General features: G+C 72.3%; 15 protein-coding genes. 7 read left to right on the top strand and 8 right to left on the bottom strand.

Annotated features, from left to right (window positions below):
- Nucleotides 1–96 precede the first annotated feature (96 nt).
- From BS80_RS15260 to BS80_RS15255, 3 genes are all read left to right on the top strand, one after another.
- On the top strand, nucleotides 97–723 hold the full coding sequence (locus BS80_RS15260; protein ID WP_051966646.1) for an LURP-one-related/scramblase family protein: 627 nt from the start codon (nucleotides 97–99) through the stop codon (nucleotides 721–723).
- Between the two features lie 291 nt (nucleotides 724–1,014).
- Nucleotides 1,015–1,179 carry a hypothetical protein gene (locus tag BS80_RS40790; protein ID WP_157536290.1) on the top strand — a complete coding sequence of 55 codons (165 nt, stop codon included), beginning with the start codon at nucleotides 1,015–1,017 and terminating at the stop codon, nucleotides 1,177–1,179.
- Between the two features lie 232 nt (nucleotides 1,180–1,411).
- Nucleotides 1,412–4,717 carry a S8 family serine peptidase gene (locus BS80_RS15255; RefSeq protein ID WP_051966645.1) on the top strand — a complete coding sequence of 1,102 codons (3,306 nt, stop codon included), beginning with the start codon at nucleotides 1,412–1,414 and terminating at the stop codon, nucleotides 4,715–4,717.
- On the opposite strand, the gene BS80_RS15250 is transcribed toward BS80_RS15255, so the two are convergent.
- Nucleotides 4,704–7,016, bottom strand: coding sequence for a YfhO family protein (locus BS80_RS15250; protein WP_051966644.1), 2,313 nt, complete (start codon nucleotides 7,014–7,016; stop codon nucleotides 4,704–4,706). The two genes, BS80_RS15255 and BS80_RS15250, sit on opposite strands and share 14 nt — an antisense overlap.
- Nucleotides 7,017–7,328: 312 nt before the next feature.
- On the opposite strand from BS80_RS15250, the gene BS80_RS15245 reads away from it, so the two are divergent.
- The 4 genes from BS80_RS15245 (at nucleotide 7,329) to cimA (ending at nucleotide 12,277) form a co-directional block, all read left to right on the top strand.
- A complete protein-coding gene (locus BS80_RS15245; RefSeq protein WP_035797817.1) occupies nucleotides 7,329–8,366 on the top strand; it encodes a 3-isopropylmalate dehydrogenase in 1,038 nt (345 codons plus the stop codon).
- A gap of 141 nt (nucleotides 8,367–8,507) precedes the next feature.
- Nucleotides 8,508–9,620, top strand: coding sequence for a branched-chain amino acid aminotransferase (locus tag BS80_RS15240; RefSeq protein WP_035797815.1), 1,113 nt, complete (start codon nucleotides 8,508–8,510; stop codon nucleotides 9,618–9,620).
- 99 nt (nucleotides 9,621–9,719) lie between these two features.
- The gene (locus BS80_RS15235; RefSeq protein ID WP_051966643.1) at nucleotides 9,720–10,286 is read left to right on the top strand and encodes a Uma2 family endonuclease; all 567 of its coding nucleotides are present in this window, start codon (nucleotides 9,720–9,722) and stop codon (nucleotides 10,284–10,286) included.
- Nucleotides 10,287–10,639: 353 nt separating this feature from the next.
- Nucleotides 10,640–12,277 (top strand): citramalate synthase, encoded by a 1,638-nt coding sequence (cimA, locus tag BS80_RS15230; protein ID WP_035797813.1) that lies wholly within the window; start codon nucleotides 10,640–10,642, stop codon nucleotides 12,275–12,277.
- 135 nt (nucleotides 12,278–12,412) lie between these two features.
- Here the strand turns inward: cimA and BS80_RS15225 are convergent, their stop codons facing one another.
- The 7 genes from BS80_RS15225 to BS80_RS15195 all read right to left on the bottom strand — a co-directional run bounded on the left by BS80_RS15225 (nucleotide 12,413) and on the right by BS80_RS15195 (nucleotide 19,686).
- Complete coding sequence (locus BS80_RS15225; protein ID WP_035797808.1) at nucleotides 12,413–12,997, bottom strand: GTP-binding protein; 585 nt, start codon at nucleotides 12,995–12,997, stop codon at nucleotides 12,413–12,415.
- Entirely contained in the window at nucleotides 12,978–13,631 is a 654-nt protein-coding gene (locus BS80_RS15220) for a DUF742 domain-containing protein (RefSeq protein WP_083974748.1), read from the bottom strand. Before BS80_RS15220 ends, BS80_RS15225 begins: the two co-directional genes overlap by 20 nt.
- Nucleotides 13,632–13,866: 235 nt before the next feature.
- Nucleotides 13,867–14,280, bottom strand: a complete 414-nt coding sequence (locus tag BS80_RS15215) for a roadblock/LC7 domain-containing protein (protein WP_035797811.1) — start codon at nucleotides 14,278–14,280, stop codon at nucleotides 13,867–13,869.
- A 10-nt stretch (nucleotides 14,281–14,290) separates the two neighbouring features.
- Complete coding sequence (locus BS80_RS15210; RefSeq protein ID WP_232246495.1) at nucleotides 14,291–17,806, bottom strand: sensor histidine kinase; 3,516 nt, start codon at nucleotides 17,804–17,806, stop codon at nucleotides 14,291–14,293.
- Between the two features lie 373 nt (nucleotides 17,807–18,179).
- Nucleotides 18,180–18,764, bottom strand: a complete 585-nt coding sequence (locus tag BS80_RS15205) for a GTP-binding protein (RefSeq protein ID WP_035797808.1) — start codon at nucleotides 18,762–18,764, stop codon at nucleotides 18,180–18,182.
- On the bottom strand, nucleotides 18,745–19,170 hold the full coding sequence (locus BS80_RS15200; RefSeq protein ID WP_035797806.1) for a DUF742 domain-containing protein: 426 nt from the start codon (nucleotides 19,168–19,170) through the stop codon (nucleotides 18,745–18,747). Before BS80_RS15200 ends, BS80_RS15205 begins: the two co-directional genes overlap by 20 nt.
- Before the next feature lie 102 nt (nucleotides 19,171–19,272).
- Complete coding sequence (locus BS80_RS15195) at nucleotides 19,273–19,686, bottom strand: roadblock/LC7 domain-containing protein (protein WP_035797804.1); 414 nt, start codon at nucleotides 19,684–19,686, stop codon at nucleotides 19,273–19,275.
- Nucleotides 19,687–19,691 lie beyond the last annotated feature (5 nt).

Below are 19,691 nucleotides of genomic sequence, written 5' to 3'. Positions count from 1 at the left end.
GCTGATTGTGCAACAGAGAGCGAAGAGGGCTGTCGGCGTCTCGGGCGGCTTCCCTAGGATCATCCCCGCCACAACGTTCCAAGCTAGGGAAGCATCATGAGTGACGGATTCGGCGGCCTGCTCGGCATCGCCCAGCAGCTCCTCGGTTCAGAGCAGCAGCAGGGCCACGGCGCGGGGCACGACGACTTCCTGCAAGGCCTGTCCCAGCGTCTGCTGGAGGGCCACGAGCCGGTGCAGAACGGCGTGACCTACGAGATCGACGAGAAGTTCTTCTCGCCCACGCACGACTTCTGGATCAAGAACAGCCAGGGCCAGAAGGTCTTCCAGGTCGACGACAAGCTCTTCAGCTTCAGCGGCGCGCTCGCCCTCCAGGACGCCCAGGGCAACGAGCTGTACCGGGTCTCCGAGAAGATCATGACGCTCCGGGACATCCGCTACATCAACCGGGGCGACCAGCGGATCGCCACCGTGCACAAGGCCCTCTTCTCGCCGCTGGTGTACAAGTTCACCGTCACCTTCGAGAACGGCGCCGAGCTGCACGTGGCCGGCAACATCACCGACCACCAGTACGCCATCACCTACGGGCAGCAGGAGGTCGCGCACATCTCCCGCAAGTGGTCGCTGCTGAGCGAGCACTACGGCGTGACCATCGTGCCCGGCCAGGACGACGCGCTGCTGCTGACCATCTCGGCCTGCGTCGAGGACATGGTCATCGACGACTGACCACCCCCGCCGGCACCGCAGGCCCGGACCGTCCGACGGTCCGGGCCTGCGGCGTTTTCGGTCGCCGCCGTCTCAGATAGTAGGAAATCCGAGTAGTTGTGCAGACAGCCGCTGACCACGGGCGTACCGTGAAACTGCCACACGGTCAGCCTGTCGCTCCCGGCCCCACCAGCCGCCCGGAGTGCACGGCCCGTGCGCGCCGTACGCACTGTGGCGGGCGACCCCCGCCAGGCGTATCCCCTCCTCCCTTTCCTCGGCACCGCCGCGTGCCCACGAACCCAGGAGTTCGGTATGCCCCCCACCGCAGACCTGCTCGCCCGCCGCGACCGCACCCCCGCTGCCGCGCAGCCCACCCGTCGTCGCCGCCGCCCCAGCGAGCCCAACCCCTCCGCCGCGGCCGCCCTCCAGCGCGCCCTCGACCGCCGCGACAACGGCGGCAGCACCGGTCACCTCTAGGGCCTGTACGTCTGGGGCCTGTACGCCGTTCGGCCTGACGGCCTGTCACCCGGTCGGGTGCAACAGGCCGCCGGCCGGGTGAAGTTGCTGGCATTCGCCGACGCGATGATCGTAATTTGATGCCCGCCGGAAGGGTGATCGCCGTCCGCAGCGTGCGGACCGGTTGCGAGGCCGCGGGTCAAGACACCTAGGGCGCCCGCGGATCAGTCCGCCCCTCCGGGGGAGACGAGCTGTGCGCACCCGACCGCCTCGCCGACTGACCGTTCCGCTCGGCCTCGCCCTCGCCCTGCTGACCGCCCTGCCTGCGGGCGGCCCGTCCGTCGCCGCCCCACCGGGCACCGCTCCACCGCCCGTCGGATCCGGCGGGCGCGCCAGCGTGCTGCTGGAGCTCGACACCGAGGCCGCCGCCCCCGCCTGGCAGCGCGCCACCGACCGGGCCCGGCGTGAACTGCGCTCCGCGCCGGAGGTGCACCGGGCCGCCGCGCGGGCCGGCCACGACCAGCGCGCGCTGGCCGACCAGGCGCTGGACCGGGTGGAACACGCCCTCGGCGCGGGCACCCGGATCCTCTACCGCACCCGGACCCTGTTCACCGGCCTCGCCGTCGACGCCCCCGCCGACCGGCTCCCCGCCCTGCGCGCGCTGCCGGGCGTGCGCGTCGTCCACCCGATCGCGCGCAAGGACCGCTCGAACGCGCACTCCGTCCCGCTCACTGGCGCCCCCGCGGTCTGGTCCGGCACGGACGGGGTGCCCGGCGACACCGGCCAGGGCATGACCATCGGGATCATCGACAGCGGTATCGACTACACCCACGCCGACTTCGGCGGCCCCGGCACCCCCGAGGCGTTCCGGGCCGTGGACGGCTCCAAGCCCGCGCCCCCGGGCCTCTTCCCGAACGCCAAGGTGACGGGCGGTCAGGACCTGGTCGGCGACGACTACAACCCCGACCCCTCCGCCCCGGACTTCCAGCCCGTCCCGCACCCGGATCCCAACCCGCTGGACTGCGCCACCGAGGGCCACGGCACCCATGTCGCGGGCACCGCCGCCGGCTACGGCGTCGGCTCCGACGGCCGGACCTACGGCGGCCCCTACCGCAGCGGACTCGACCCGGCGGGCTTTCGGATCGGCCCCGGCGCCGCGCCCGGCGCCAAGCTCTACGCCCTGCGGATCTTCGGCTGCCACGGCTCCACCGACCAGCTCGCGCACGCCCTGGACCTGGCCGCCGACCCCGACCAGGACGGCGACCTCTCGGACCGCCTGGACGTGGTCAACCTCTCGCTCGGCAGCCGCTTCGGCGACCCCGAGGACGCCGACGCGCTGGCCGTCGACAAGCTGGCCGAGGCCGGCACCCTGGTGGTCGCCTCGGCCGGCAACGACGGCGACGTCTACGGCGTGGGCGGCAGCCCCGGCGTGGCCGCCCGGGCCCTGACGGTGGCCGCCTCGGTCGGCGGCCACGGCGACGCGGACGGCCTGCGGGTGCTCTCCCCGCCCGCACTGGCCGGCCTGCTGCCCGCGCACTGGAGCGCCGGCTACCGCGGCTGGGCCGACCACGAGGTGGCCGCGCCGCCGGCCCTGCCGGTCGACCAGACGGACGGCTGCGCGCCGTTCAGCACGGCCGACGCCGCCCGGCTGCGCGGCCGGATCGCGCTGCTCTCCTGGCGCACCGCAGACGCCGACCGGGCCTGCGGCTCGCCCGCCCGCGCCGACCACGCAGCCGACGCCGGAGCGGTCGGCGCGATCTTCGCCGCCGACGGCGACCACCTCGGCGAGGTCACCGGCAACGCCCGGATCCCGGCCGCGATCGTCGCTCCGGCGGACGGCGACCGGCTGCGGCAGGTCGCGCTGAGCGGCACCGGCCGGCTCGAACTGGCCACCCCGGGCAATCCGTTGCACGGCTCGGTCGCCCAGGACCAGCCGGCCCGGGTGGACACCCTGGCCGACTTCAGCTCGCGCGGGATCGGCGTGGCCGGCCTGGTCAAGCCCGATCTGGCGGCACCCGGCGAGACCATCTGGTCGGCCAAGGCCGGCAGCGGCAACCAGGGCGCCCGGGACGACGGCACGTCGATGGCGGCCCCGCACATCAGCGGGATCGCCGCGCTGGTCCGCTCCGCGCACCCGCAGTGGACGGTCGAGCAGGTGAAGTCGGCGCTGATGGACACCGCCGGCGACACCTGGGCCAAGGACGGCCGCAGCGGACCGGTGTACGGGCCGGAGCGGGCCGGCGCCGGCCGGGTCAGGGCCGACCTCGCGGCCACCACCCCGGCCGTCGCGTACGCGGTCGGCGAGCGGCCGGGCGCGGTCGGGCTCTCCTTCGGTCCCGTCCCGGTGACCGGGCCGCTCGTGCTCACCCGGGAGGTCGAGGTGCACAACCTCTCGGCCGCGCCGCTCGACTACACCACCGGCTACCAGGCAGCCACCGACCTGCCGGGCGCCCGCTTCGAGCTCTCGCCGAGCCGGCTGACCGTCCCGGCGGGGGAGAGCACCCGGGTGCGGGTCACCCTGAGCGTGCCCGGCCTGCTGGGCCGCGCGCCCGACCCCACCCTCGCGCTCGTCCAGGCCGGCCGGGCCCGCTCCTACCGCGGCGAGCTCTCCGGACGCCTGGTGCTCACCCCGGCCGGGACGGCCGACCCGGCCGCGCCGGTGCTACGGGTGCCGCTCTTCGCCGCCCCGCGCGCCGCTTCCGACCTCACCGCCGCCGTCGGTCAGGCGGTGCCGCGCGCCGGCGCCCCGGCCTCGACCCTGCTGACCCTGAACGGCACCGGCGCCGTCACGGCGGGCGGCGCCGCCTCGCTGGTCAGCGCCTTCCAACTGGGCGGCGAGGGCGCCCGCTGGCCGGACTGCCCGGTCCCCGGCCACGACGCGACCTGTGTGGACCGGCCCGGCGAGCGGGCCGCGAACCTGCGGGCGGTGGGCGCCGCCACCGACGCCCCCACCGCCACCGCCGGGGAGGGCACCCTCTACCTGGCCGCCACCAGCTGGGCCCCGGCCGGCGGCCCGGTCGCGCTCACCTCGGTGCGGGCCTCGCTGGACACCGACGGCGACGGCGTGGCGGACGCGTTGGTCTCGGCGGACCGGCTGCCCGGCAGCGATGTGCTGGTGGCCCGCACGGTGGACGCCCGGACCGGCCGCGAGCTGGACGTCCAGCCGCTGAACGCCCGGTGGGGGGAGACCGACACCGACCTGCTGGACAGCGACACCGTGGTGCTGCCGGTGCGGCTGGCCAAGCTCCCCGGCCTGCGGCCGGACGCCGCGCGGATCCGCTACGCGCTCTGGACGGGCTACCAGGACGGCCCCTCCGACCCCGCCGGCGCGCTCTCCTCGATCGGCTTCGACGGCACCCGGCCGACCCTGGAGATCGACGCCCTGCACCCCGCAGTGGACGTCCGCGCCGGTGCCTCCGGTCCGGCCGCCGTCGTCGCGCCCGAGCTGCCGGGCGCCGTCCTGGAGGTCCGCCGGGCGCAGCCGGGCCCGGTCCGGCTGCTGCTGGTGCACCACCTGAACCCCGACGGCCGGCGCCTGCAGCTGCTCAACCTCGACTGAGCCGGCGCCGCTGGTAGCGGCTCCCGGCCAGGACCGTCAGCAGCACCGCGAGGGCCGCCGCGGTCACCGCCAGCCCGGCCATCAGGCCGGGCTGGCGGTAGTCGCACGCCACCCGCGAGGCCCCCGCGCCCAGCGGCACCGCAAGCAGTCCCTCGGCCGACTGCGGCGCCCGTTCGGGCCCGCCGTCCACCGCACACCGCCAGCCGGGGACCACCGGCAGCGCGAACACCGCCGTTGCGGCGCTCCCGCCGGGCAGCCGCGCGCTGATCGTGTGGCCGCCGGCGCTCACCGCGACCGCGCCGGTAGCCGTCAGCCGCTGCACGGCGGCGGTGAGCGCGGCCTCGTCCAGGCAGGCCACCGGCAGCGCCGGGACCTGGCTCGCGGCGGTGGCGCGCAGCTCCAGCCGGACCAGCCCGTCGGCCGGGACGGTGCCCAGCGGGCGGACCGGCATCGCCGTCGCGTTCTGCCGCCCGGTGGAGGTGAAGCCGCCGCCCGGGCCGGTCACCGTTCCGGCGAACCACGGGCCGTAGAAGTACGCGGTGCTGCCCGGCGCGCAGCTCACGGTGAAGCCCGGCGGGCCGCCGTCCGGCGGGCTCGGCGGCACCGACCAGCCGCTGCTGCCGTGGTCGGCCGGTGCCGGCGACCCGAACGGCTCCGGCACCGGAATCCGGTAGACCGTGGCGCCGAGCAGCGCTTGCCGGCGGGACCAGACCGAGGAGGTGTCCAGCACGGTCGGCGCGTGCACGGTGACCAGCGGTGGGGCCGCGAGGCGACGGACGGTGAGCTGCGGGTCCAGCACGCCGCTGACCGCGAGGAGCGCCTGCCCGACCGGGTCCGCCATGCTCTGGGTCTGCCGCCCCTGCTGCGACCATCCGGCGCCCAGGGCGTGCAGGGTCTGCGCGGTGACCGCCGGCAGATAGCCGCTGTCGTACGCGCCGCCCTCCCCGCCGATCAGCAGCGGGTCGTTGGTGGTGAAGCGCTGCGGCCCCGGATCGGTACGGCCGGCCGGCCAGCGGTCCGCGCCCCGGACCGCGGCGCGGGCGGCCCGGACGCCCGCGCCGTCGGACACCTGCCCGCGCGGCACCGTGACCGCCGCCGTCGTCCAGCTCGACCCGGCGAGTACCAGGAAGGCCAGCGCCGCCGTCGCCTCCCGCCGCCGGCGCGGCAGTTCCAGGAGCAGGGCGGCCACGGCCAGCGGCACCCCGACCCCCAGCAGCACCCAGCTGACCGGCCGCACCGGGCCACGCCCCTGAGCCGCCAGCACCGCCACCACGGCCACTCCCGCCACCCCGCCGGCCAGCGCGAACAGGTCGGGCCGACGGGCCAGGCAGCTCCAGGCCGCCATCGTCAGCAACCCGCTGAGCACGAAGGTCGCGCGGTACGGGTTGCCCTCGGGCGCGGTCGCCACGTGCCAGGTCAGGAACGTCGGCCGCCAGACGAAGGCGGACGCGGCGAGCACCAGCAGCACCCACCAGCCGGCCCGCTCGCGCCACGGCACCGCGCGGTGGAACGGCAGCGCCGCCACCAGCAGCAGGCCCAGCACGCCGATGAAGACGTTCGGCAGCCCCCGCTCGGACAGCTGGCCCGGCAGCGTCCCGGCCAGGTAGTCGGCGAGCCCCGGCGTGCCCGGCCGATAGACCGTCACCGGCTGCGCGTCCGCGCCGGACCGGAAGCCGACCGTGAGCACCGGCGCGGTCAGCCCCACCCCCACCACCGTCATGGCCGCCGCCCGGCCCAGCGCGCGCAACCGCTCGCCGAACGGGCGGCCTGCCGCCAGGGCGAGTCGGAGCAGCAGCACCAGCGCGGCGCCCAGGGTCGCCGTCGCGGCCGTGGAGAAGTCGGCCGCCCAGGCCGCCGCGACGGCGAGTGCGCCCAGCACCCAGCGCTCCCGGCGCAGCGCCAGGTCGAAAGCCAGGCAGAGCAGCGGCAGCGAGACCAGCCCCCACATCCGGGCCGGCGTGCCCGCCGCGTCGGCCGGCACCCAGCCGCACAGCCCGTACCCGACCGCGAGCAGCCCGCGCAGCCACGGCGATCCGTCGTGCAGCCGTCCCAGGAAGACCGTCATCAGCGCGGTGGCCAGGCCGATGCTCAGCAGGGTGGCGAGGAGGACCGCCGGGCCGACCCAGCCGCGCGGGAAGAGCACCACCAGCCAGGAGAACGGGTTCAGCAGCGACCCGAACAGATCCGGCAGGAACGGGACCCCGTACCCGCTGCCCCAGTTGAACAGCAGATCCCCCGACGTCTGCCCGTGCACCAGATCCCACAGGTGCGCGTGCAGCGGCACCACCCGCTCGCCCACCGGCGCCGCCCCCGCACCGCGAGCCCCAGCCCGTAGGCCCCCACCGCCAGCCCACCGGCCCCGACGGCAGCCCGAGATTCCCGCATGCCGCCCATCCTGCCGCCCCTGCCCGTCAGGGCCCGAGCAGCGACTACACCCGTTCAGGTGATGTGAGCCGGAAGCTGCTGGAAGGCAGGCATTCACCACGACGGGGTGAAGGTGAACCACCCGTTCCCGGTGAATCTCCCCCTGAGCCTCAGCTGATCCACCGTCACCCGTCCGCATCATGGACACGAGGTGTCAGTAGCTGGGACGGGGAGTAGGGTTCCGGCCATGTCTCGCAGCCTTCGTCTCGCAGTGATCCCCGGTGACGGTATCGGCCAGGAAGTGGTGGCCGAGGGCCTCAAGGTCCTGACCGCCGCGCTTCCCGCCGATGTCAAGGTCGAGACGACCGAGTACGACCTCGGCGCCCGGCGCTACCACGCGACCGGCGAGACGCTGCCGGACAGCGTGCTGGCCGAGCTGAAGACCCAGGACGCAATCCTGCTCGGGGCGATCGGCGATCCGTCGGTCCCCTCCGGGGTGCTGGAGCGCGGGCTGCTGCTGAAGCTGCGCTTCGCGTTCGACCACCACATCAACCTGCGCCCGGGCAAGCTCTTCCCCGGTGTGGCGTCCCCGCTGGCCGGCGACCCGGCCATCGACTTCGTGGTGGTCCGCGAGGGCACCGAGGGCCCGTACGTCGGCAACGGCGGCTCGCTGCGCACCGGGACCGAGCAGGAGGTGGCCACCGAGGTCAGTCTCAACACGGCCTACGGCATCGAGCGCGTGGTCCGCGACGCCTACCGTCGCGCCGCCGCTCGTCCGCGCAAGAAGCTCACCCTGGTCCACAAGAACAACGTGCTGGTGCACGCCGGTCACCTGTGGACCCGGATCTTCCAGCAGGTCGGCCAGGAGTTCCCCGAGGTCACCACCGACTACCTGCACGTGGACGCGGCGACGATCTTCTTCGTCACGCAGCCCGAGCGGTTCGACGTGATCGTCACCGACAACCTGTTCGGCGACATCCTCACCGACCTGGCGGCCGCCGTGACCGGTGGCATCGGCCTGGCCGCGAGCGGCAACATCAACCCCTCGGGCGCGTTCCCGTCGATGTTCGAGCCGGTGCACGGCTCGGCCCCCGACATCGCGGGCCAGGGCAAGGCCGACCCGACGGCCACCGTGCTGTCGGTCGCCATGCTGCTCGACCACCTCGGTTTCACCGCCGAGGCCGCCGTGGTCGAGGCGGCGGTCACCGCCGACCTCGCCGAGCGCAGCGGCACCCGTACGACCTCGCAGATCGGCGACGCGCTCGTCGCCCGAGTAGCCGGCTGAGAGGGCCGGAGCTCCTACAGCTGTTCGGCACGGCCCTTGAGATGCGACTATCAACAGTGGGCCGTGCCGTCGTGCGTTCAGTCACCGGAAGCCGGATGGCGGTCATGGCCCTGACCAACCCCACGGTGAAGGACTGAAGACATGACCACGCCCAACCAGGCGCCAATCACGTTCGAGCTCAAGCCCTCCGCGAACCCGCTGCCCGCGGTCGAGCGCGCGGCGCGGCTGACGAACCCCGGCTTCGGTCGGATCTTCACCGACCACATGGTCACCATCCGCTGGACCGAGGGCCGCGGTTGGCACGACGCCCAGCTGACCCCGTACGCGCCGCTGGAGATGGACCCGGCGAACATGACGCTGCACTACGGGCAGTCGATCTTCGAGGGCCTCAAGGCGTACCGGCAGCCCGACGGTTCGGTCGCCACCTTCCGCCCCGAGGCCAACGCCGAGCGCTTCCAGAACTCCGCCCGCCGCCTGGCGATGCCCGAGCTGCCGACCGAGACCTTCGTCAAGGCCGTCGAGCTGCTCGTCCAGCAGGAGCGCGACTGGGTGCCCAGCGAGCCCGAGCAGAGCCTCTACCTGCGGCCGTTCATGTTCGCCACCGAGGTCGGTCTGGGTGTGCGTCCGGCCAACGAGTTCCTCTTCATGATCATCGCCTCCCCGGCCGGCGCGTACTTCCCCGGCGGCGTGCAGCCGGTGTCGGTCTGGCTCTCCGAGGACTACGTGCGCGCCGCCCCCGGCGGCACCGGCGCGGCCAAGTGCGCCGGCAACTACGCCGCCTCGCTGGTCGCCCAGGCCCAGGCCGCCGCGAAGGGCTGCGACCAGGTGGTCTGGCTGGACGCGGCCGAGCACAAGTGGGTCGAGGAGATGGGCGGCATGAACCTGTACTTCGTGTACGGGGAGGGCGACGACGCCCGCATCGTCACCCCCGCGCTCTCCGGCGCGCTGCTCCCGGGCATCACCCGTGCCTCGCTGCTCACCATGGCCGCCGACCTCGGCCACACCACCGAGGAGCGCCGGATCTCCACCGACGAGTGGAAGCAGGGCAACGCCGACGGCACCCTCACCGAGGTCTTCGCCTGCGGCACCGCCGCCGTGATCACCCCCGTCGGCTCGGTCAAGTCCGAGGGCGGCGACTGGACGGTCGGCGCCGGCGAGCCCGGCCCGGTCACCCTCAAGTTCCGCAAGGCCCTGCTCGACCTCCAGGGCGGCCACGCGGCCGACCCGCACGGCTGGATGCACCCGATCGTCTGACCCGTACGCCGGCCGGGCGCCCCGCACTCGCGGGGCGCCCGGCCGGGTAACCTCGGAGTGACCCGCTCGTTGAGCTGCGTGGATCGGAAGGAGGGGACCGTGAGCGCGTTGACGCACCATGTCACTGACGCCCCGAGCGACGAAGGCAAGAGCCTGCTGGAAGCCTTCCTGACGCTGGAGACCCCGGAGGGGTTCAAGGCCGAGCTCATCGAAGGGGAGATCGTCGTGACTCCACCGCCGGATGGTGACCACGAGACCGCGATTGGCCGGATCGTCTGGCAGATCGCTCGTCAGTGCCCCAAAGGAATGGATTTCGCAGGAGGCAAGGGTCTGATCGTCCCTACTGGTCGCTTCATTCCAGACGGCACGTTCACCAGTCGTGGTGCCATGGCAGGGCGAGGATCCTGGTCGAAGCCCGAGGGGGTCCTCATGGTTCTCGAAGTCACCTCCAGTCGTCCTGAGAAAGACCGTGGGGCAAAGCGGCTCGGTTACGCGGCTGCCGGCATCCCGCTCTACCTTCTACTGGATCGGCAGGAGAACAAGCTTCTCCTGCACAGTGATCCCCAGGAGGACGACTATCACTCCACCGCCTGGGTACCGGTCGGGGAAGCCCTCGCTCTCCCCGCGCCCTTCGGCTTCGCGCTGGAGACCGACGAACTTCTCTGACTGTCCCGCATCGCGAGATGCGGCGACCGTTCCACGGGACGATGTGCCAGACTCCGAGTGTGTCCTCGCTCGCGCTCATTATTAGCAGCAGGCGCGCCGGTCCGCAGTGACCGCTCCGCAGTAACCCCCCGCGGAGTGACCACCGTGTCTCAGACCCGCGCGCAGACCTCTCGCACCCGCGAGGGGTCTTTTGTTTTCCCCCGGTCGTGCCCATCCCCGCCGACCGGGCAGGATCCGGCCCTGCGGCCCCGCTCACGAGGCGGTGCCGGATGCCGGGTGGCGCGCGGGAATGGTGGACAGTGGAGCCGGGCATCCGGCAAGCGCAGTACTCCCCGAACGGAGAATCCAGGGTCATGACCGACGGCAGCAAGAGTCACCCCGACGACAGCTTCCATGTCTTCGACACCACCCTGCGCGACGGCGCGCAGCGCGAGGGCATCAACCTCACGGTGGCCGACAAGCTGACCATCGCCCGCCACCTGGACGAGTTCGGCGTCGGGTTCATCGAGGGCGGCTGGCCGGGCGCGAACCCCCGGGACACCGAGTTCTTCGCCCGTGCCGCGGCCGAACTCAATTTGGAGAACGCCCGGTTGGTGGCCTTCGGCGCGACCCGCCGGGCGGGCGGCAGCGCGGCGGCGGACCCGCAGCTCGCGGCGCTGGTGGCCTCCGGCGCCCCGGTGATCACGCTGGTCGCCAAGTCGCACGACCGCCATGTCGAACTGGCGCTGCGCACCACGCTGGAGGAGAACCTGGAGATGGTCCGGGACAGCGTCTCGTACCTGTGCGCCCAGGGCCGCCGGGTCTTCGTCGACTGCGAGCACTTCTTCGACGGCTACCGCGCCAACCGTGAGTACGCCCTCGCCGTGGTCGGCGCCGCCCACCGGGCGGGGGCCGACGTGGTGGTGCTCTGCGACACCAACGGCGGCATGCTGCCGTCCGGCGTGCGCGAGATCGTCGCGGACGTCCTCGCCGCCACCGGCGCGCGGATCGGCATCCACGCCCAGGACGACACCGGCTGCGCGGTCGCCAACACGCTGGCCGCGGTCGACGCGGGCGCCACGCACGTGCAGTGCACCGCCAACGGCTACGGCGAGCGGGTCGGCAACGCCAATCTGTTCCCGGTGGTGGGCGCGTTGGAGCTCAAGTACGACCGCCGGGTGCTGCCGGCGGGCCGGTTGGCCGAGATGACCCGGATCTCGCACGCCATCGCCGAGGTGGTCAACCTGACCCCCTCCACCCACCAGCCGTACGTCGGGGTCTCGGCCTTCGCGCACAAGGCCGGCCTGCACGCCTCCGCGATCAAGGTCGACCCGGACCTCTACCAGCACATCGACCCCGAGCGGGTCGGCAACACCATGCGGATGCTGGTCTCCGACATGGCCGGCCGGGCCTCGATCGAGCTCAAGGGCAAGGAGCTCGGCTACGACCTCTCCGCCGACCGCGACCTGGTGGGCCGGGTGGTCGCGCGGGTGAAGGAGCAGGAGAACCTCGGCTACACCTACGAGGCCGCCGACGCCTCGTTCGAACTGCTGCTGCGCGACGAGGCGCAGGGCCGACGCAAGCGGTTCTTCACGCTGGAGTCCTGGCGGACCATCAGCGAGCAGCAGGCGGGCGGACATCCGGGCCTGGAGGCAGGGGGAGGGACGGCGGCCAACGAGGCCACCGTGAAGCTCTGGGCCAAGGGTGAGCGGATCATCGCCACGGGGGAGGGGAACGGTCCGGTGGACGCGCTCGACAGGGCGCTGCGCACCGCGCTGGAGACGATCTACCCGCAACTGGCCAAGTTGGAGCTGGTGGACTACAAGGTCCGCATCCTGGAAGGCCAGCACGGCACCGGGTCCAAGACCCGGGTGCTGATCGAGAGCGCCGGCGGGAACGGCAGCTGGTCCACGGTCGGCGTCGCCGACAACGTGGTCGCCGCCTCCTGGCTGGCCCTGGAGGACGCCTACACCTACGGCCTGATCAAGTCCGGCCTGGAACCGCAGGAGTGAGCTGACTGGTCCGGTGACGGTCCGCGGGGGCTCCGCGCAGTGCGGAGCCCCGGCAGCGGGCCGCGTGGCTCTTAGCGGAGGCGGGCGAGGAGCGGGCCCCTCCTCATCGGAGGGGGGCGAGGAGCGGGCCCCTCCTCATCGGAGGCGGGCGAGGAGGGCGTGCTCGACGAGGGTGATGAGGGCGCTTTTGGCGCTGTCTCGGCGTCGTGCGTCGAGGGTGACGATGGGGGTGTCGGGTCCGAGTTGGAGTGCTTCGCGGACTTCGTCGGAGGTGTGGGGCTGGTGTCCGTCGAAGCCGTTGAGGGCGACGACGAAGGGGAGTCCGCTGTTCTCGAAGTAGTCGAGGGCGGGGAAGCAGTCGGCGAGGCGGCGGGTGTCGACGAGGACGACGGCGCCGATGGCGCCGCGGACGAGGTCGTCCCACATGAACCAGAAGCGGTCCTGGCCGGGGGTGCCGAAGAGGTAGAGGATGAGGTCTTCGTCGAGGGTGATGCGGCCGAAGTCCATGGCGACCGTGGTGGTCGTTTTGCCTGCGGTGTGGGTGAGGTCGTCGATGCCGGCGCTGGCGCTGGTCATGACGGCTTCGGTGCGCAGGGGGTTGATCTCGGAGACGGCGCCGACGAGGGTGGTTTTGCCGACGCCGAAGCCGCCTGCGACGACGATCTTCGCGGAGGTGGTGGCTCGTGTGGCGGCCGCGGGGCTAGAGCTTGCGAAGTCCACTGAGGACCCTTTCGAGCAGCGTGACGTCGGGCTGGTTGCCGGATTCGCCCCCGGCGGCGGGCTGGTGGATGGCGACGAGGCCGGCTTCGGCGAGGTCGGCCACGAGGATCCGGGCCACCCCCAACGGAAGACTCAGCAGGGCCGACACCTCGGCCACCGACTTGACCTCGTCGGCGCAGAGCGTGCAGATGCGCTGGTGTTCGGGCAGCAGGGTGGCCAGCCGCGCCGGCTCGACGCTGGCGGAGACCAGGGCCTCCAGAGCCAGTTCGTAGCGCGGGCGGGTGCGGCCACCGGTCATCGCGAAGGGGCGGATCAGCGGGCCGCTGTCCTGCTCCTCCGGATCGTCGTAGCCCGACGGTTCAGGTCGGTACGGGACGGCGCGGCCCTGCCCGGGCTGCTGGTCCGCCCGGCGGTACTGCGGCGGACCCTGCTGGGGCGTCCCCTGCTGTGCCGGACCCTGCTGAGGCTGGCCGTACTGGTGCTGGCCGTACTGCGGCGGTCCCGGCGGCCCCTGGTCCTGCTGGGGCTGGCCGTAACTCTGACCGTGGCCGGCGCCGGGGGACCCGAAGGCGTCATGGCCGGTGCCAGGGTACGGAACACCGTATTGGCCTGTGTGGTCGTCGGGCGGTGTCACGGTTCCTCTCCTCACAAGGTGCGGCTTTGCGGTGCAAGGGTGCTGGCGCAGCCTCAGGTGGGGCCGAAGCTGGTGGTGCGAGGGGCCGTACAACGCCCGATTCCGAGCCCGCAGGGTGCGAGCTCGGAAAGGGCGGTCGGGTACTGCGGTGACACTGTTTCAGATACGGCGCTGGATACTACAAGTACTACGAGGTGGATGACGCACCGTCACCGGGGTGCCATCCGACGCTCCGTCAGTGCAGCAGGCTGCCTTGGAGCTCGGCGCGCAGGGCGGGGGTGAGGACGGCCCCGGCGCGGTCGACGAGCAGGGCCATCTCGTAGCCGACCAGGCCGATGTCCGAGTCGGGCGAGGCGAGGACGGCCAGCGAGGAGCCGTCCGAGACCGCCATCAGGAAGAGGAAGCCGCGCTCCATCTCGACCACGGTCTGGTTGACGTCGCCGCCCTCGAAGATCCGGCTGGCGCCGGACGTGAGGGAGGTGAGGCCGGAGGCGACGGCGGCGAGCTGGTCGGCGCGGTCGCGGGGAAAGCCTTCGGACATGGCGAGCAGGAGACCGTCGGCGGAGACCACCACCGTGTGCGACACCCCGGGGGTGTTGTCCACGAAATTGGTGATCAGCCAGTTCAGGTTCTGTGCGGCCTGACTCATCTGACTCAACTCATCGCTCCTGGTGGTTCGAGCCGCCGAAGAGATCGGTGCTGCTGTTCTGCTGATCCTGCCCGGATCGGGTGCCCTGGTTGGGGTCGATCCGGAAACTTCCGGTGGCGCCCGAGTCGCCACCCGCGTTGCGGCCCTGTTCGACGCCGCGGCGCAGGTTGGTGAGCCGGCCCCGGACCTCTTCCGGGTTGCGGGAGACCTGGGGGCCTTCCTGCGTGGCCGACTTGGCGTTGCCGGCCACCAGGTTCTGCTTGGGGACCCGGCGCGGCAGCCCGGAGGGCGTCACCCCGCCGGCGGCCGGCTCGCGCAACTGCTCGGCGCGCTGCCAGTCCTCGTCGTTGCTGGACTGCCAGCTGCTCGGACCGGTCGGGCCGGAGCCGCCGAGTCCGGACACCTGGTGGCCGCGGATCACCGGCTCGTCGGCCACCGACCCGTGGTCCTTGGCGCCGGTGAACCAGTTGGGCTGCTCGCCGCCGTCCTGGCTGCCGATCGCCCGGGCCCCGAGGGGTCCGCCGGTGCTCAGCTGCTGGCCGGGCCGCCGGGTCGGCAGCGCGCCGTTCGCGGTGGGCTCGGCGGCCGGCAGCGCGGGGGTCTCCGCCTGGTACGGGTGTCCGGCGGCCACCTCCGGCCGCTGGCTGCGGGTGTCGTGACCGGAGGACTGGAAGCCGTCGAAGCGCTCGGGCTGGTTCCCGGCCGGCGCGAACGGGTTCTTGCCGTACCCGCCGTCCCGGTACTGGCCGTCGTCGCCCTGCTGCTGGCCGAACCGGCCCTCGTCGTAGGCCTGGTAGCCCTGCTCGGCGTACTGCTGGTCGGCGTAGTAGCCGCCCTCGTAGCTCTGCTGCTGGGCGAAGTCCTGGCCGCCGTAGTTCTGCTGGTAGCCCTGCTCGGCGTACTGCTGGTCGGCGTAGTAGCCGCCCTCGTAGCTCTGCTGCTGCCCGAAGTCCTGGCCGCCGAAGTTCTGCTGGTAGCCCTGCTCGCCGTACGGCTCGGACTCCACCTCAGCCTCGACGAACTCCGCTTCCACGAAGTCCGGCTCGGCGCCCGGTGCGGGCAGGACGGTGTCGCCCTGGCCGGGTTCGAGCGCCGTGCGGCGGCGCTGGTCGAGCCGGTGCGAGCGCTGCATCGAGTCCAGCGCGGGGCTGAAGCCGCCCGGGTCGGCGCCGCCGACGGCGAGGTTGTCGTCGAAGCCGAGCTCCGCGGCGCTGCGCGGGGCGGCGAACTCCTCGTGCTGCCAGTTGGCCTGCGGCTGCTCCTGCTCGGAGAAGATCCGGGAGACCGTGAACTCCTCCTCCGGCTCCGGCATCGCCCGGTTCTGGGTGAGCGGGGCCGGGAGCATGACGAGCGAGGTGGTGCCGGCCGACTCGCCCGAGGGGCGGAGCTGAACCCGGATGTCGTGGCGGTCGGAGAGCCGGCCGACCACGAACAGGCCCATTCGGCGGGAGATCGCGGCGTCGACGGTGGGCGGCTCGGCGAGCTTCTCGTTGATCTCGGCGAAGTCCTCGGCGGTGAGGCCGATGCCCTTGTCGTGGATCTCGACCAGCACCCGGCCGTCCGGCAGACCGGTCGCCGTCACGGTGACGCGGGTCTGCGGGCTGGAGAACGAGGTGGCGTTCTCCAGCAGCTCGGCGAGGAGGTGGACGAGGTCGGTCACGGCGGCGCCGATGACCTCGGTCTCCGGGATGCCCGAGAGCTCGATGCGCTCGTACTGCTCCACCTCGGAGGCGGCGGCGCGGAGCACGTCGACCAGCGGCACCGGGGTGTTCCAACGGCGGCCCGGCTCCTCACCGGCGAGGACCAGGAGGTTCTCACCGTTGCGGCGCATACGGGTGGCGAGGTGGTCCAGCTTGAAGAGGTTCTCCAGCTGGTCCGGGTCGGCCTCGTTGTTCTCCAGGTCCGTGATCAGCGCGAGCTGGCGCTGGATCAGGCTCTGGCTGCGGCGCGAGAGGTTGGAGAAGATCGCGTTCAGGTTGCCTCGGAGGAGGGCCTGCTCGGCGGCGAGCGAGACGGCCTGGCTGTGGACCTGGTCGAACGCGCGGGCCACCTCCCCGATCTCGTCCTTGCCCCAGAGCGGGATCTTCTCGACGTTGGTGTCCACCCGGTCCGGGTCGGTCTTGGAGAGCTTCTCGACCAGGTCCGGCAGACGGTGGTTGGCGATCTCCAGCGCGGCGCTGTTCAGCGTCCGCATGCCGAGGATCATCGAGCGGGCGATGAAGCCGGTGAGCAGACCGGCCAGCGCCAGCGAGATGATCACGATCGCCGAGTTCAGGATGGCGTCGCTCTGGGCGTTGTCCTTGTCGGCGGTGGCGTTGCCCACGACGCTGGCGAGCAGCTCGGACTCGGTGGTGCGGAGCGGGGTGATGTGGCTGTCGGTGGCCTGCAGCCAGTTCGCCGGGATCAGACCGTCGTCCTGCGCGCCCTTGGCCGCGGCCTCGGCGGCGGCCTGCCCGTTGCTGAAGCCGAGCGAGGCGGCCTGGGTGTACGCCAGACCGACGTTCATCAGGCCTTCCATGGTCGGCACGGTCGTGCCGTCCGGCATCCGCAGCGGCGAGCGCTGGTCGGCCTCGGCCTGGACGACCTGGGCGTCCGCGTAGGTCTTGGCGTCCTGCGGGTTGGTGCCGTTCTGGAACTCGGTGATCGCCACCTGCTCCAGCTTCGCCGAGACCAGCAGCTCCTGGATCATCTCGGTGTTCTCCCAGCGGGAGACCTGCTGGGTGGAGGCACCGACCAGCAGGGTCAGCATCAGGGAGCGCTGGTTGGAGGCCGAGGCCTTGGCCAGCGAGATGGCGTAGATGCTGCGGCCACGGCTGACGCCCGCGGCGGATCCGTTACCGACCGAGTTGTCGAAGGACAGCAGCGGGTCGATCAGCGCCTCGTAGGCGGCCGAGGTGGCGGTGGCGAACAGTTCGGGCTTGTTCGCGTTGGCACGCAGGTGCGCCAGGCTGCTGACCGAACCCTCGAAGGCGGTGTCGCGGCCGGCCAGGTCGGGGTCCTTGTCCGGGGCGACCCGGGCGTAGGCGGCCCGGTAGGCCACCAGGGCCTTGTCGGTCGCCGCGCGGTACTTGGCCACCAGGCCCTGCGGGTCCTGGCCGCTCATCAGCGGTATGACGGAGAGGTCGCGCTCGGTCTCCAGCGCGTCGGCCAGCTCGGTGGCGGACTGCGCGAGCTCGGCGGCCTTCTCCGAGTGGGAGGCCTTGGTGAAGCTGTCGAACGAGGTGTTGACGCGCAGACCGCCGAAGACCAGGCCGATGATGACCGGGATCAGCAGAATGGCGACCAGCCGCGTCGGCACTCGCCAGTTGCGGAAGGCCAGGAACTCGTACCGGCCGCCGGCCGTTGGCCGGTCGCCGGGGCTGTCCGGGGCAGGGGGGCCCGAGCTCTTGCGTGCGCCGTTGATTCCGGGTGTGGGGCGCTCGGAGCTCGCCGCGAAAGCGGAGAACCCGGCAGTGCCCTGGCCGTTACCGTCGGTCTCGCGGGGCTCGGAGCGCCGCTGCGGGGTGACTGGCTGCTTACGCCTCACTCGACAACAACCTCTCGGCCGACTTGGCGGCCATGGATCAATCCAGCGGCTTCCCCTGGCCGCAGCGCACCGCTGGGTGGAACTGCCTTAGCTGGACTTCGGGGTAGCTGGAATTTCAGCACGTGCAGGGATTCGGGACAAACAGCCCTGGTCGTCCGGTCACCGGCGCTCAATTGGGACATTTCGTCACAGGAGCGTTCAAACTCTCCGGCGTGTGGAGCCGAATGAATCAGGACGACTACGAAGTGTGACGAAAACGTCCGAAATGCCTACCGAACCGTTATGCGATACACAGCGGGGAACTCCGGGCTCCGGAGCCCCCGCTGCGGGTCGTACGGTGCCTACCGGAGGGGGGCGAGGAGCGGGCCCCTCCTCATCGGAGGCGGGCGAGGAGGGCGTGCTCGACGAGGGTGATGAGGGCGCTTTTGGCGCTGTCTCGGCGTCGTGCGTCGAGGGTGACGATGGGGGTGTCGGGTCCGAGTTGGAGTGCTTCGCGGACTTCGTCGGAGGTGTGGGGCTGGTGTCCGTCGAAGCCGTTGAGGGCGACGACGAAGGGGAGTCCGCTGTTCTCGAAGTAGTCGAGGGCGGGGAAGCAGTCGGCGAGGCGGCGGGTGTCGACGAGGACGACGGCGCCGATGGCGCCGCGGACGAGGTCGTCCCACATGAACCAGAAGCGGTCCTGGCCGGGGGTGCCGAAGAGGTAGAGGATGAGGTCTTCGTCGAGGGTGATGCGGCCGAAGTCCATGGCGACCGTGGTGGTCGTTTTGCCTGCGGTGTGGGTGAGGTCGTCGATGCCGGCGCTGGCGCTGGTCATGACGGCTTCGGTGCGCAGGGGGTTGATCTCGGAGACGGCGCCGACGAGGGTGGTTTTGCCGACGCCGAAGCCGCCTGCGACGACGATCTTCGCGGAGGTGGTGGCTCGTGTGGCGGCCGCGGGGCTAGAGCTTGCGAAGTCCACTGAGGACCCTTTCGAGCAGCGTGACGTCCGGCGTTCCGCCCGACTCGCCGGCGGCGGCGGGCTGGTGGATGGCGACGAGGCCGGCTTCGGCGAGGTCGGCCACGAGGATCCGGGCCACCCCCAACGGCACCCCGGCCAGCGCCGAGATCTCGGCGACCGACTTGACCTCGCGGCACAGCTGGACGATCCGCTGGTGCTCGGGCAGCAGGCCGCCGGTGCGGTCCGCGGTGGCCGTGGTCGAGATCAGTGCCTCGATCGCGAGCTGGTAGCGCGGGCGGGTGCGGCCACCGGTCATCGCGTACGGGCGGACCAACGGCTGCTGCTCGTAGCCGCCGTTGTCCTGGTCGCCGTAGCCGGAGCCGTACCCGTTGCCGTAGGAACCGGCCGGTGTCGGGGGCGGGGTCATCTAGGTCCTCCTAGCACTGCGGCTGAGCCTGCGTCAGCTCTGGGGGTAGGTCGTCGTCGGGCCTGGCACGGGATCAGGCCCGACGGGTGATGGTGGTCCCTGTCAGTGCAGGAGGCTGCCTTGGAGTTCGGCGCGCAGGGCGGGGGTGAGGACGGCACCGGCGCGGTCGACGAGCAGGGCCATCTCGTAGCCGACCAGGCCGATGTCCGAGTCCGGGGAGGAGAGGACGGCCAGCGAGGAGCCGTCCGAGACCGCCATCAGGAAGAGGAAGCCGCGCTCCATCTCCACGACGGTCTGGTTGACGTCGCCGCCCTCGAAGATCCGGCTGGCGCCGGACGTGAGGGAGGTGAGGCCGGAGGCGACGGCGGCGAGCTGGTCGGCGCGGTCACGAGGGAAGCCCTCGGACATGGCGAGCAGGAGACCGTCGGCGGAGACCACCACCGTGTGCGACACCCCGGGGGTGTTGTCCACGAAATTGGTGATCAGCCAGTTCAGATTGCTGGCTGCCTGACTCATCTGAC

This window comes from Kitasatospora mediocidica KCTC 9733 (assembly GCF_000744225.1).
GTDB classification, from domain to species: Bacteria; Actinomycetota; Actinomycetes; order Streptomycetales; family Streptomycetaceae; genus Kitasatospora; species Kitasatospora mediocidica.
The sequence above is the reverse complement of the archived record's forward strand: the minus strand, read 5'-3'. Positions and strand labels throughout refer to the sequence as shown.

Excerpts from the sequence above, each read along its gene's own strand:
- BS80_RS15260 (WP_051966646.1), top strand. The coding sequence starts at position 97 with ATGAGTGACGGATTCGGCGGCCTGCTCGGCATCGCCCAGCAGCTCCTC.
- BS80_RS40790 (WP_157536290.1), top strand. The coding sequence starts at position 1,015 with ATGCCCCCCACCGCAGACCTGCTCGCCCGCCGCGACCGCACCCCCGCT.
- BS80_RS15245 (WP_035797817.1), top strand. The coding sequence starts at position 7,329 with ATGTCTCGCAGCCTTCGTCTCGCAGTGATCCCCGGTGACGGTATCGGC.
- BS80_RS15240 (WP_035797815.1), top strand. The coding sequence starts at position 8,508 with ATGACCACGCCCAACCAGGCGCCAATCACGTTCGAGCTCAAGCCCTCC.
- cimA (WP_035797813.1), top strand. The coding sequence starts at position 10,640 with ATGACCGACGGCAGCAAGAGTCACCCCGACGACAGCTTCCATGTCTTC.
- BS80_RS15215 (WP_035797811.1), bottom strand. The coding sequence starts at position 14,280 with ATGAGTCAGGCCGCACAGAACCTGAACTGGCTGATCACCAATTTCGTG.
- BS80_RS15200 (WP_035797806.1), bottom strand. The coding sequence starts at position 19,170 with ATGACCCCGCCCCCGACACCGGCCGGTTCCTACGGCAACGGGTACGGC.
- BS80_RS15195 (WP_035797804.1), bottom strand. The coding sequence starts at position 19,686 with ATGAGTCAGGCAGCCAGCAATCTGAACTGGCTGATCACCAATTTCGTG.